8 protein-coding genes and 2 pseudogenes are annotated in these 12,500 nt (G+C 68.5%); 4 read left to right on the plus strand and 6 right to left on the minus strand.

Annotated elements, in window-relative coordinates:
- Positions 1–79 precede the first annotated feature (79 nt).
- Together QRX50_RS37235 and QRX50_RS37240 are read left to right on the plus strand one after the other, a co-directional pair.
- A complete protein-coding gene (locus QRX50_RS37235) occupies positions 80–541 on the plus strand; it encodes a PNPOx family protein (protein ID WP_285967757.1) in 462 nt (153 codons plus the stop codon).
- 194 nt (positions 542–735) lie between these two features.
- Positions 736–1,086 (plus strand): hypothetical protein, encoded by a 351-nt coding sequence (locus tag QRX50_RS37240; protein WP_285967758.1) that lies wholly within the window; start codon positions 736–738, stop codon positions 1,084–1,086.
- Positions 1,087–1,107: 21 nt separating this feature from the next.
- Here the strand turns inward: QRX50_RS37240 and lnt are convergent, their stop codons facing one another.
- Positions 1,108–2,556, minus strand: coding sequence for an apolipoprotein N-acyltransferase (lnt, locus tag QRX50_RS37245; protein WP_285967759.1), 1,449 nt, complete (start codon positions 2,554–2,556; stop codon positions 1,108–1,110).
- Between the two features lie 749 nt (positions 2,557–3,305).
- On the opposite strand from lnt, the gene glnA reads away from it, so the two are divergent.
- Positions 3,306–4,730, plus strand: a complete 1,425-nt coding sequence (glnA, locus tag QRX50_RS37250) for a type I glutamate--ammonia ligase (RefSeq protein WP_285967760.1) — start codon at positions 3,306–3,308, stop codon at positions 4,728–4,730.
- A 99-nt stretch (positions 4,731–4,829) separates the two neighbouring features.
- On the opposite strand, the pseudogene QRX50_RS37255 reads toward glnA, so the two are convergent.
- The 3 genes and pseudogenes from QRX50_RS37255 to QRX50_RS37265 form a co-directional block, all read right to left on the minus strand.
- A pseudogene (locus QRX50_RS37255) lies at positions 4,830–4,979 on the minus strand (integrase core domain-containing protein); the annotation flags it as partial.
- Between the two features lie 223 nt (positions 4,980–5,202).
- Positions 5,203–5,934 (minus strand): SWIM zinc finger family protein, encoded by a 732-nt coding sequence (locus tag QRX50_RS37260; protein WP_285967761.1) that lies wholly within the window; start codon positions 5,932–5,934, stop codon positions 5,203–5,205.
- Complete coding sequence (locus QRX50_RS37265; protein ID WP_285967762.1) at positions 5,927–8,950, minus strand: DEAD/DEAH box helicase; 3,024 nt, start codon at positions 8,948–8,950, stop codon at positions 5,927–5,929. Before QRX50_RS37265 ends, QRX50_RS37260 begins: the two co-directional genes overlap by 8 nt.
- 212 nt (positions 8,951–9,162) lie before the next feature.
- Here QRX50_RS37265 and QRX50_RS37270 point away from each other — a divergent pair.
- Positions 9,163–9,444, plus strand: a pseudogene (locus QRX50_RS37270) (IS110 family transposase); the annotation flags it as partial.
- Positions 9,445–9,601: 157 nt separating this feature from the next.
- Here QRX50_RS37270 and QRX50_RS37275 read toward each other — a convergent pair.
- Both QRX50_RS37275 and QRX50_RS37280 read right to left on the minus strand, forming a co-directional pair.
- On the minus strand, positions 9,602–9,745 hold the full coding sequence (locus QRX50_RS37275) for a hypothetical protein (protein WP_285967763.1): 144 nt from the start codon (positions 9,743–9,745) through the stop codon (positions 9,602–9,604).
- A 571-nt stretch (positions 9,746–10,316) separates the two neighbouring features.
- Positions 10,317–12,314 (minus strand): right-handed parallel beta-helix repeat-containing protein, encoded by a 1,998-nt coding sequence (locus QRX50_RS37280; RefSeq protein WP_285967764.1) that lies wholly within the window; start codon positions 12,312–12,314, stop codon positions 10,317–10,319.
- Positions 12,315–12,500 lie beyond the last annotated feature (186 nt).

Consider the following 12,500-nt stretch of genomic DNA (forward strand, 5'->3'; position numbering starts at 1 on the left):
TATCCCTAGCAGCCGTACCGGCGTGCCGGTTGACTTGCCCCTAAGCCATTTCCACCAGGCACGAGTGAGGCAGCCGACCATGACCGACATCGCGGGAAGAAGCTACGACGTGGGCGCGGTCAGGCGCGCTCTGGCCATCGGCCCGGGCTCGCCGCGCGAGGCACGCACCGTCGACATCACCACTCTCGGTCGGCGCACCGGCCGCCCGAGGCGCGTCGAGATCTGGTTCCACCATGTCGACGGGCGCTGGTACCTCAGCGGGATGCCGGTGCCCCGAAGCTGGCACGCCAACCTATCAGTGCAACCGCACTTCACCTTCCACCTCAAGAACGGCGTCCGGGTGGACCTGCCGGCCACGGCGGTTCCGGTGGAGGATCCCGCGGTGCGCCATCGCGTGCTGTCTGCTGTGGTCGCGCTGCAGGACGAGCCCGGTTTGCAGATGCGAGTCACCCAGCGTCAGCGCTTGGAGGACTGGCTCGAGCACAGCCCGCTGATCGAGATCGTTTTCGACGACGAACGGCTGCGCCCGCCGCTGAGCTGACCGCCCCGCGCGACCGCGGGATGTCCCTATCTGGTTGTCAAGCTGCCGCAGGAGCAGGCTCCGGTTCGGAGTGGGCGGTAGTAGGTGCCGTTGCGCAGCATCGCGTAGAGGAGCTCCCCGGCGGGGAGGTCGACCTGCGCGACCGCTTCCGATCGGCGAACTGAGCATCTCCCCCTAACCGGTCGCCCGCCTCCTTGCCCACCCGGCACAGCATCACCGTGCCGCACTCGGCCGTCGGATTGGTCGACACGATCATCCGCCGCGGCGAACTGGCCCACTACGACTACGCGCCCCGACCGCCGCGGTTCGCCGTCTGCGACGAGGTGGCGACGCTGACCCTGCCAGGGGATGGCGGCACAGGGGTGAGCCGCGACGGCACAGAAGTGGCGTCTTTGCGCGACGACCCGAAAGTACATCAATCCATGTTGATGTGCCCAGGGTTCGCGATGAAGCGCGGCGTTGACGGCACCGGTTCGTTCGTGGCGCGGCGATGGGAATGTCCGGGTGAAGAAACGTCCACAGAAGACGTGACAGCCTCGTCGTGACGGCGCGCGACCCGTTGCGAGCTATGACAGTCGCGATCGGACAGCGCGCGCGACCAGGAGGACGACACCCACCGCGGTGATCGTGCCCGCCGTGCGCGGGACCCAATCGCCCCACCGCACGTACGGAGTAATCTCCTCGTACACCGGCACATCGACCACGAAGATCCCGTGCGAGTCCGGCGGCAGCCACGCCAACTGCCTGCCCCGTGCGTCGAACGCCGCGGACGTTCCGTTCAGCTCCACCAGGACGGCAGACCGACCGGACTCCACCGCCCGCACCGCCTCGGCACTCGCCTGTTGCGGTTGCGCCCAGGTGCCGTGGAACGACGTGAGCGAGCCCTGCACCACCGTGACGTCGGCGTGCAGCCGAACGAGTTCCCGGCGCAGGTCGGGAAAGATCGACTCGTACGAGATCAGTGGCCCCACCCGTGTCCCGCCGACTCGCAGCAGCGCAGGCTCTCGGCCCGGGGCCCGATCCTCCTCGGCGATCGCGGTGCCCTGAAGCACCTTTCCGAGCAGCGGCCGCATTGGCACATACTCGCCGAACGGGACCAGCCGCCGCTTCTCATATGTACCGACCAGACCGCCGGGTCCGTACTGCTGAGTCGTCTTCCTGATCCGGCCGTCCGCTGCTCGCGCGTCGACGTTGACCAGCACATCACTTCCCGCGGTCGCCGCGGCCTGTCGCAGCCGGGCCACCACATCAGGGCGGCGCGCCGGGTCGAACGGCATGCTGCTCTGCCCCCAGACCACCACATCCTGCCCCAGACCTGCGGCCCTGTGCGTCAGTCCCAGATGCGCCGCGAAACGCTCGGGGCCGCCGTACACGACGCCGGGCTGCACCCCCACTACGCGGAAACTGCCGGTCACCACCGGTTCCGGCCTGAGCAGCCCATAACCGACCGCGAGAGCGGCGAAAACTACGGCGAGCCCTCCCCCGAGCAGCCGCGCTGCCCGGCCGGCGCCGGGAAGGAACGGGGCAGCAAGCCCGACGTTGACGGCCACCACCACGAAGCTGAGCAACCACACGCCGCCCAGCGACGCCACGGCCAGCACCGGCCGCACCTGCCATTGCGTCAGGCCGACAAGACCCCAGGGCCCGCCCAGCCCTTCCCACGACCGCAGCGCCTCGACGGTGACCCAGACCGACGGCAGCACCACCACCGCCAGCGCCACCCGGGCCACGGACGGGTCTCGCAGCAGCCGGTACGTCGCCAGCCCGAACGGCACCCAGAGAGCACCGGCGACAACGCCCACCACAAGCGCCAGGAATCCCACGTTGGGCAGTAGCCATTGCAATACGGTGAGGAAGTACCCCACCGCGGCAAGTGAACTCCGCCAGGCGGCCTCACCGTACGAGCCTGCGCGAGCGAGCAACAGCACCAGCGGGACGAGCCCGATCCACCCCAGCCACCACGCGTCGGCGGCCGGGTGGGCCAGCGCCACCAGGCAACCGATCAGCAGAGCCACCCCGCGCACCGCCCACCGACGAACCCGTGCGGCAACAGGCATACGAGCACGCTACTCCCCCCTCGATCGCGGGTTGGGCCAGTTCGGCTCTTCCAAGCCCGGGCCCACATTCACTCACGCGTTCCGGCTTGTCTCAGCCATCCTGGCGCCCGCATCCACATCCTGCGGGCTCGGCGGAGGTGTGGGGCGGCGCAACGGAGCGAGCACCGTGATAAGAGCCGCGGTCGCGACAACCCCCGCCGAGGCGATGCCGGTAGTCGTCCAGCCGAGTCGATCGACTGCGGTGGCGCCGAAATCCGTGCCGTGGCTTCCTCCGGCGAAGTAGACGGCCATGGAGGCGCTTGCACCGGCTGCGGGGCGGCAAATTTCCGGCTTCTGTTCCACCGAATTCGCCGTCACCGAAACCCGCAATACCACCTGCCTGCCTCGCGTAACGGCACTCGCCGCTCACCAGGCCGGCAGGTACCGGTTCATCAGGCGCACCGAAGACGTCCTCGAAATGCCGTAAACTCATTCTCCAGCGCATGTGCGCCCGGCGGTGGGGCTCGCCGGACCCAACCGCGGTTTCGGCCGCCAACAGTCCCTACCTGGTCCACGATCCCAGCGATCACAGGTCGGGGTGCGAGCCCGTGACAACTCTGGCACTGCTGCTCAGCGGCAAACTCGGAACGGCCCGCCGCGCCGGCTTCGACCGCGCTCCCTGAGATCGCCGCAATCCGTCCTCGATACCCGCGAAGGAGACAGGAGAAATGTTCACCAACGCCGACGAGATCCTCCGCTTCGCCGCCGACGAGGACGTCCAGTTCATCGACGTCCAGTTCTGCGACCTGCCCGGCATCATGCAGCACTTCACCGTCCCGGCGGCCTCTTTCGACGCGGACTCCTTCACCGACGGGCTCGCCTTCGACGGCTCGTCGGTCCGCGGGTTCCAGTCCATTCACGAGTCGGACATGTTGCTGCTTCCCGACCCGGTCACCGCCCGCGTCGACCCGTTCCGCGCCCAGAAGACCCTCGCGATGAACTTCTTCGTGCACGACCCGTTCACTCGCGAGGCGTACAGCCGCGACCCGCGCAACATCGCCCGCAAGGCCGAGCAGTACATCACCGAATCCAGCATCGCGGACCGTGCGTTCTTCGGGCCGGAGGCCGAGTTCTACATCTTCGACTCCGTCCGGTTCGACTCCGCGGAGAACGGCGCCTTCCACGAGGTCGACTCGATCGAGGGCTGGTGGAACACCGGCGCCGACGAAGCCGGCGGGAACCAGGGCTACAAAACCCCGTACAAGGGCGGCTACTTCCCCGTCCCACCACGTGATCACTTCGCCGACCTGCGTGACGAAATCGTGCGCAACCTGGCCGGCGTCGGGATCGATGTCGAGAAGGCCCACCACGAGGTCGGCAGCGGCGGCCAGGCCGAGGTCAACTACAAGTTCAACACTCTCCTGCACGCCGCGGACGACCTGCAGCTGTTCAAGTTCATCGTGAAGAACACCGCCTGGGCGGCCGGCAAGACCGTCACTTTCATGCCCAAACCGCTCTTCGGCGACAACGGCTCCGGCATGCACTGCCACCAATCCCTGTGGGACGAGAACGGTCCCCTGTTCTACGACGAAACCGGTTACGGCGGCCTGTCCGACATCGGGCGCCACTACGTCGGCGGCATTCTGCACCACGCGCCGAGCCTGCTGGCCTTCACCAACCCGACGATGAACTCCTACCACCGCCTCGTCCCCGGTTACGAAGCACCGATCAACCTCGTGTACTCCCAGCGCAACCGCTCCGCCTGCGTCCGCATCCCGATCACCGGCAGCAGCCCCAAAGCCAAGCGCATCGAGTTCCGCTGCCCCGACTCCTCCGGCAACCCCTACCTCGCGTTCGCCGCGATGGTGATGGCCGGGCTCGACGGGATCCGCAACAAGATCGAGCCCGCGGCACCGATCGACAAGGACCTCTACGAACTCCCACCCGAGGAAGCGCGCGATGTCGCCCAAGTTCCAGGATCACTCGAGGCCGTGATCGACCGGTTGGAAACCGACCACGAGTTCCTCCTCAAAGGTGACGTGTTCACCCCGGACGTGATCGAGACCTGGGTCGACTTCAAGCGAGAGCACGAGATCGACCCACTGCGGCTGCGCCCGCACCCGTACGAGTTCGCGTTGTACTACGACGTGTGAGAGCTGACGAAGCTGAACAACCTGGCTCGGGATCGGTTCACGGCCGATGAAGGACCGTTGGCCCGCGAGGACGCGGCTGCATCCAGGTGTATTTGGCCATCAGATTGGCGGCAGTCGGCTGGTGGGTGGGTGTCCGCCGAGTGCGCTGTGGCGGCGTCGAGTGTTGTAGTGCTGGCGCCAGGGTGCAAGGGCAGTGGCGCGTTGGGTGTTGCTGCTGACGGGTTGTCGGTAGGCCCATTCGGTTTGCACGTGCGGTAGTGCGCGCTTTTCATGGTCAAGCCACGTGTCGCACTTCCCTGACACGGAATATGTCACTGGTTCAACGCCAGTATCCCGCACCAGCTGAAATCGCAGATCAGAAACCCTGTCTCTCCCCGGAGGGCAGGGCTTCAGTTGTCAGATGGCGACGAAATGGCGATGCCTTCGAACCGGGGTTGTCCCACCGCCGGAATCCCACAGCCGGGTGCCGAAGCTAAGTGCCGTGTTCTCCGGCGAGTGCCCGATACACCGGCCGGAGCAGCTCGGCGACGTCTTCGCCGCCCGCCGTGATCGCGAATGGCGGGGCGTGGTCCAGCAGCGCGTCGAACGTCGTTCGCGGCACCGGTAACGGCGCCGCGGCGCCCAGGCCCGGGGCCTGACCGCAGTCGAAGAAGGTGTCCATGACTTCGGTCAGGGCCGGAGACCTGTCGTCAGGATCGAGCGGCTCGGCGGAGATGAGGCGGTTCTTCAGCTCCTCGAGCAGCGTTTCGCGGTTCCGGCCGCGCAAAGCCAGGATGGTGAACGGATCGTCGCCGACCCGCGCCACGAGCGCGGAGAACACGGCGTTCAGGTGGCCGCACGGCACCTCGACGTCCGGGCACGTGCAGTCCAGTGACACCTCCCGCGCCGACGACGGGAACAAGGGCAGCCGGACCGCTTTGAAGATCTGTTCGACGTCACGGGGCAGTTCGCCGCTGAGCAGCAGGACCGTGGACGACGCTTTCGCGGCGAGGGCATGGGTGATCGCCGCCCAGTCTGATTTCCCGAACGCCGTCATTCCGATTCTCACCTGGTAAAGCCGGCCGTCCTGCACCTCGGCGTCGACGCGCCCGGCGCCGACCTCCAAGGACACGACGCTCCCCCGGCCTTTCGCGGGGAGGAGGACGCCGATCGCCGTCAACGCTCGGATGAACCGGGTCGACCACCACGGGAGTGGCTCAGTCATCGATCGCGTCCTCCCCCAGGGTGAGCACCCCGCGCAGCGCGTCCGTGGACAGTTCGGTGAGCCAGCTTTCGCCCTCGCCGACGACCATTCCCGCGAGCGCGCGTTTCTTGGTGATCAGGGTGTCGATGCGCTCCTCGATGGTGCCCGGGCAGACGAACTTCCGGACCTGGACGTTGCGTCCCTGCCCGATCCGGAACGCCCGGTCGGTGGCCTGGTTCTCCACGGCCGGGTTCCACCACCGGTCCAGGTGCAGGACCTGGCTGGCGGCGGTCAGCGTGAGCCCGGAGCCGCCTGCCTTGAGCGAGAGCAAGAGGATCCGCGGCCCGTCGTCGGCCTGGAAGCGTTCCACGATCGCGTCTCGCGACCCCGTTGCCAGGCCGCCGTGCAAAAACGCGACTTCGGCGCCGAGCCGGTCCGACAAATGGGGCACGAGCATATGGCCGAATTCGGTGTACTGCGTGAAGCACAGCACCCGATCGCCCGACGCCAGGATTTCCGCCAGGATCTCTTCGAGGCGGATGACCTTGCCGGAGCGGTGCCCGATCGGGGAGCCGTCGTGCAGCAGGTGCGCGGGGTGGTTGCAGACCTGCTTGAGTTTCGTGATCGCGGCGAGGATGTTGCCGCGGCGCTTGATTCCCTGACTGTTTTCGATCTTCTTCATCATCTCGTCGACGATCGCGCGGTACAGCGTGCCCTGTTCGCGGGTGAGCCGGTATTCCTGCGTGATTTCGATCTTTTCCGGGAGCTCGGGGACGATCGCGGGGTCCGTCTTCACCCGGCGCAGCAGGTACGGCTGCGTGAGCCGGCGCAGAGCGGCGGCCGTGGCGGTGTCGCCGCTGCGCTCGATCGGGGCCGCGAACCGTTGCCGGAACTCGAACCTGCTGCCGAGCAGCCCGGGGTTGAGCAGGTCGAGCACCGACCACAGGTCCGCGAGCCGGTTTTCCACCGGGGTGCCGGTCAGCGCGAGCCGGTGCCCGGCCGTGAACCGCCGCACCGCCTTGGCCGTCGCGGTGTCGGCGTTCTTGATGGCGTGCGCTTCGTCGAGCACCAGGCGTCGCCAGGCGAACGTCTCGAGTTCGCCGGCGTCACGGGTGGCGGTGGTGTAGGTCGTGACAACGAGGTCGGCCGCGGCGACCTGCTCGGCGAGCGCGTCTCCGTGCGCGCGGGCGCTGCCGTGGTGGGCGTGGACCCGGAGGTCGGGGGCGAAGTTCGCCGACTCCCGCTGCCACATGCCGACCAGCGACATCGGGCACAGCACCAACGTCGGCCGGCGATCGCCCTCTGCCCGCTCGACGGCCTCCAGCGCCAGCGTCTGGACGGTTTTGCCGAGGCCCATGTCATCGGCCAGGCACGCACCGAGCCCCAGCGCCGACATGAAAGCCAGCCAGGCGACACCCCGCTGCTGGTAGGGGCGCAGCGTGGCACGGAACGACGGCGGCAACTCGACCGGCCGCAGTACCTGGTGGACCCGCTCGGCCAGGACGTCCCCGACCCAGCCGTCAGCGCTGACGTCGGTGACCGGGAGCGGCACCTCCTTCGCGAGGTGGACGAGCTCCAGCAGCTCGGCCGCGGTAGGGCGCTGGGTCTGCCGGTGCGGGTCGCGGCGCAGGAACTCGAGGCCGGCGCGGAGCCGGTCGGCGTCGACGCTGATCCACCTGCCCCGCAGCCGCACCAGCGGTGTCTTCGCCGCGACGAGCCTGGCCAGCTCGTCCTCGCCGATTTCGTCGTCGCCCACCGCGATCGACCAGCGGAACCCGGCCAGCTCGTCGCGGCCCACCCGGCTGCGGGCGACGACCTGCTCCGACGGCGTGCTGCGGACGGAGAGCCGGAGCCCGAGCCGGCGCCTGCCGTCCCAGGTGGCCGGAAGCTGCACCTCGAACCCGGCCTCGGCCAGCCGGGTCGCGCCCGAGGTGAGGAACTGTTCGGCTTCCTCGACGGTCAGGTCGTACTCGGACGGCTGGGTCCTGCGCAATGCCGGAGCCAGCATGGGTTCCACCAGCGCGGCCCGGCCCAGCTCGGCGACTAACAGCCCCTTCGGGTCCCTGACCAGCCCGTTCGCCTGACCCGACCAGATCTGCCCCGCCGATAGCAGCAAGCTCGGATCGGCCGTCGCACGCAGGAGGAACTGCAGCTGCCACTTGGTGCCGTCGCCGGTCTGGTCGTCGGGATCGTCCTCGGCAGGCTGATGCAGGGTGCCGACTTCGGCCAGCCGGAAACACGCCCGGCCGTCGACGACGTCGGTGTCGGCGACCTCGTCCCACTTCGCGACGGCGTCGGCCAGGACACCGAGCTCACCCAGCGGCAGCTCGACGCGGGCAACGCCGCCCTGCAAAGCGGACAGCCACACCCCGGCCGGGCCCCGGCCTCCGCGCAGGTCGACGGGCGGATCCGCCCGCGCCAGCCGGTCCCGGACCGCCGCGTCGACCAGGGTGTGGAGGGCATCGGTGACGAGCGCACGCGGTGAGGCCCCGGTGTGCGGCGCGATCTGCTCGGCCCGCCCGACCGGCGGCATGGCCGCGACCAGTGCGTCGAACGCGACGAAATCCACGCCCTGGAGCACCGGGCGCCACCGGGCCTCCGCCGCATCGCCCTGGCGGACCAGCGTCGGCAGAACCCGCCCCCGCCGCACCAGATCCGCGGCCAGGCGGGCCACCGCCCGCAGGTAGGTGACCGAAGCGCCGTACGACGCCGAGTCGTCGAGGTCGTCCAGCTCGGTCGCGTCCACGATCAACGCCGGCACCGACCACGGCCGCAACGACGGCGCCGGGCCACGCCGCTTACCGCCCGCCGCCGGCTCGGAGGAGGCGAGCGGCCGGTTCGCCCGCGACGGGAGCAGCAGCGTCGCCGACGTGGGCTTGCCGGGGTGCAGAGCGGTCAGCTTCGCGCTGGAGACCGCGAACGGATGCGGGAGCGCGATCTGCGCCGAACGACTCGACGTGCCGACCGGGCCTCGGTCGTGCTCCGCCCAGAGCAGCAGACCCCGGCCCGGGGACCACAGAGCGTGCACCGAGGGCAAAGTCTGGGGCTCCTTCGTCCGATCCGGGTTCCCCACAGATCGTCGCACGGCAGACGTAGCGGTCGCCGCCCGAGACCACCGCAGCGTATGCCGGCCCTCGTGGAACGTGAACGTCGGCAGAATCGGAGGCCGCCGCTCCCCCGCCCGGCAACGATGCCTTGGCCGAGCTAGATGTGCTGGTCGGGTTCAACGACGACCTGGCCGGCGAGGCCACCCGCAGTTCTGGGTCTCCGATCAAGGGCGAACATCCCGCGTGGACCGGCAACCGCAAGTCAAACTCGCCTTTTTTCCTCCGCTGCGTTCGCCGCCCTGGCAGACCCGACCAGCAGGACCGACTACGACCGCAAACGCGCCGAGGGCACGAAACACAACGCTGCCCTGATCTGCCTGGCCCGCCGCCGCTGCGACGTCTCTACGCCATGCTGCGCAACGGCACCCACTACCGAACACCCCGAACCAGCTCCCACCGCAACCGCGGCTTGACAACCACATAGGCCGCCGCGATCCGCGGCAGCCTGTGGCCCGAGCCCTACTCCGGTACCCAGACCGCGCACACCAAGGACGGCACGGAAACCAAGCTCAAGAACGCCGTCTGCGCCGGCACCGTCGCCCTCTCCGCCATCAAGAACAACTGGACCACCGTCGTGCAGGTCACCGGCTTCGGCTGACCTCACCACCCATGAACCACACCTCGCCCAGGGTTCCGGCGAAGTCGACCCTGACGACGGCAGCGCCGGCCTCGCTGTCCGCTTTGACGAGCAACACCACTACGAGATCGAGGCCGTCGCCGGACAAGTGCAGGTGCGTGCCCGCATCGGCCTGCTGGACAACGCGGTGGCTTCTCGGCAGATCTCCGCGGAGCCCGTCGTCTTGGGGATCGGCATAACCACGCACACACCGAGCGGTCCGCGAAGCGGACCCGACGCCGTCTCCTTCGATTTCGGGGAACCGGAGGGTACCTTCACCGTACTCAGGCACCCTCGACGGCCGGTATCGGTCCACCGAGGTCGCAGGCGGCGTCACCGGACGAGTCATCGGCACCTACGCCGTTGCTCGCACTGTCCACTTCGACTGGTTCGACTACGAGCCCACAGCCGTTGAACAGTCCGGATCCGGTGCAGTGTGCCATCGAGATGCAGGTCGGTGCTGATGGCGACCGTCAAGGCCGTCACACAACCGGCGCAACGAAGCCCTCGTGGTGAATGATCAATTCCCCGCGGAGTAAAACGCAGACCCGGGCCACCAGTCCGCGCCGACGGCGGCAGACACAATGACGCCCGGGACGGAATCTCCGAATCGGAAAGTCCCTCCCGGGCGTCGCGGTCAGCCGGTCACGGCTGGAGTGCCGAGGAGCTGTTTCTTGGTGTCAGGATGAGGCGCCGCTGTGCGGTTCGGGCCGGATCCCGGCTTGATTCATCACGGCTTGGGCTGCCGGGGGCCAGTTCCCGTCGGTGATGTGGAGATTGCCGTTGAGGACGTTGTTGTGCGGAGCACCGGTCGCGACCTGGGTGGCGCCGGTGTTGTACCAGTTGCCGGTGAAGGTGTTGTCGTTGGTGTTGTTGGTGGAGCTGGCGTTGGTAAAGGCCCAGACTCCAGCATCCTGGATCACATTGTTCGACAGGCTCACGTAGCGCGAGCCTTCGTCCAGGTACAGACCGACCGTGCTGTGGTTGTCGTAGATGTAGTTGTTGTCGATGACGGCACCTGGGTTGGCGGAGAGGTTGTAGATGCTCCCGCCATCGTGGAAGACCTTCTTGGTGCCGTGGACGAGGTTGTAGCGGACCACCGTGTCTTTCAGCGCGGTCGGCGTGGTGTACACGGGTTGGTAGTTGTAGAGGCCGCGGTTGCGGTAATCCTGGCTGCCGCCGGGATCGTTTGATCCCCAGCCCCAGCCGACGTCGATGCCGTCGTAGGCGAGGTCGGACACCTCGTTGTGCTCGATCACGGCATGGGTGACGTAGGTGCTCAGGATGCCGGCCATGTCCTTGTAGTCCCGCGCGACATTCGTCACGAGGTTGTCGGTGATGGTGATGTCCTTGTTGGTCATCGCCGGGTTGCTCGGGTGGTGCGCGTCGGGCTGCACCCCGCCGACGACGATGCCGGAGCCCGAGTCGTCGATGAAGGTGTTGCGCTGCACGGTGATCCCGGATGCACCGAGACCGATGCCGGAGGCGTGGGCGTTCGCGTCGTTGCCGATGCCGAGCGCCACCTGGCCCAGGTGGGCGAACGTGTTGCCCACGAAGGAGATGTTGCGAGCAGCGGAGACCTGGACGGCGGCGGGAACCTGGTTCCAGCCGTTGCGCGTGGCCTCGAACTGGGGGCACCCGAGCTGACAGGACGTGAGGACGTCCTCCGGCTGTGGGTAGGTGCCGGTGATGAACGTGCCGCTCTGCTGGTCGGCGTAACCCACCGCGGTGCCGGGCTGCAGCCAGGTGGTGTGCTCGAAGCTCAGGCCGCGGAAGGTGAGATCGTGGATGGGCTGGGCCCGCGTTCCGCTCAGCCGGACCAACGAGCTCAGCCGCGGCAGTTCCACCCGGCTGTGCGCCAGGGTCTGCCCGGGGGCCGCCTTGTAGTAGAGCTTCCCGGCCTGGGGGTCGAGATACCACTGCCCGGCGGTCTTGAGGAACGAGTACGAGTTCTCCAGCAGCAGCGTGCCTCCCGCGAAGGGGCGCGCGAGCGTGTCGTATCCCCAGTTGTTGTTGTTCCACGCGGGTTGCTGCATGGTGATCGTGGTGCCGCTGATGTTTTGCACCGGCGCATACCGATCGGTGAAGGAGTTCTGGCTCTCCACCTCGATCCGGTTCTGGTCGGGCAAGGTGGCCAGGTAGTCCAGCGCCGGGTTCACAATGGACAGTCCGGTCGTGGTGACCGAGACGTCGCCGCGGGCGATGGTGACTGCGGCCCGCGGCGCGAGTGCGCCGTCGACGACGAGCTGGCGCGTGTCCACGCCCTTCGGGGTGTCGGCGACGTAGATGTTCGCCGCCCGGTCGTGCAGCGTCCAGCCGGTCACGGCCTGTCCCCCGGACAGGACCGGGGTCTGGCCGGGGCGGGCCTGCCACGTGATGGTGTGGCCGTTCCGGCCGGAGTCCTCGGCGGTGAACGTGAGGGGTGCCGTCAGCCGGTACGTGCCGCCGGCGAGCTCGACGGTCACGTTCGCCCGGCCGACGAGGTCGCGGGCCAGTTTCTGGGCTTTTTGCAGCGAGGCGAGGGGGCGGGCGGCGCTGCCCGGATTGTGGTCGTTGCCGTTCGGCGCGACGACGATCGTGAACCCGGGCGGTCCGGCCGCCTGCGCACCGGGCGCGGCCGCGACGGCCGCGGCCGAGACGGCGAGCGCCGTCAGCACTGTTCTGGCGGTGTGACGCATGTGCACCATCCTTTGGGGAGGGGAACCGGGAAGTTCGCGAGGGCGGCCGGCGAGCGAACCCGAGAAGCGCTCGGCCGGCGCGAACCGGCGGCCCCCGCGGGGGCGGAACACGGTGTTCGAAGAAGCCGGACGGCATCGTCCGCCTTTCGTCGCGGTGGCTCGCGGGAGGTTCAGGCCCGCGCCGCC

It is taken from the genome of Amycolatopsis sp. 2-15 (assembly GCF_030285625.1).
Taxonomy (GTDB): domain Bacteria; phylum Actinomycetota; class Actinomycetes; order Mycobacteriales; family Pseudonocardiaceae; genus Amycolatopsis; species Amycolatopsis carbonis.

What these genes read in the sequence shown, in the direction of transcription:
- QRX50_RS37260 (WP_285967761.1), bottom strand. Translation starts at nt 5,934, where the DNA reads ATGACTGAGCCACTCCCGTGGTGGTCGACCCGGTTCATCCGAGCGTTG.
- glnA (WP_285967760.1), top strand. Translation starts at nt 3,306, where the DNA reads ATGTTCACCAACGCCGACGAGATCCTCCGCTTCGCCGCCGACGAGGAC.
- QRX50_RS37235 (WP_285967757.1), top strand. Translation starts at nt 80, where the DNA reads ATGACCGACATCGCGGGAAGAAGCTACGACGTGGGCGCGGTCAGGCGC.
- QRX50_RS37280 (WP_285967764.1), bottom strand. Translation starts at nt 12,314, where the DNA reads ATGCGTCACACCGCCAGAACAGTGCTGACGGCGCTCGCCGTCTCGGCC.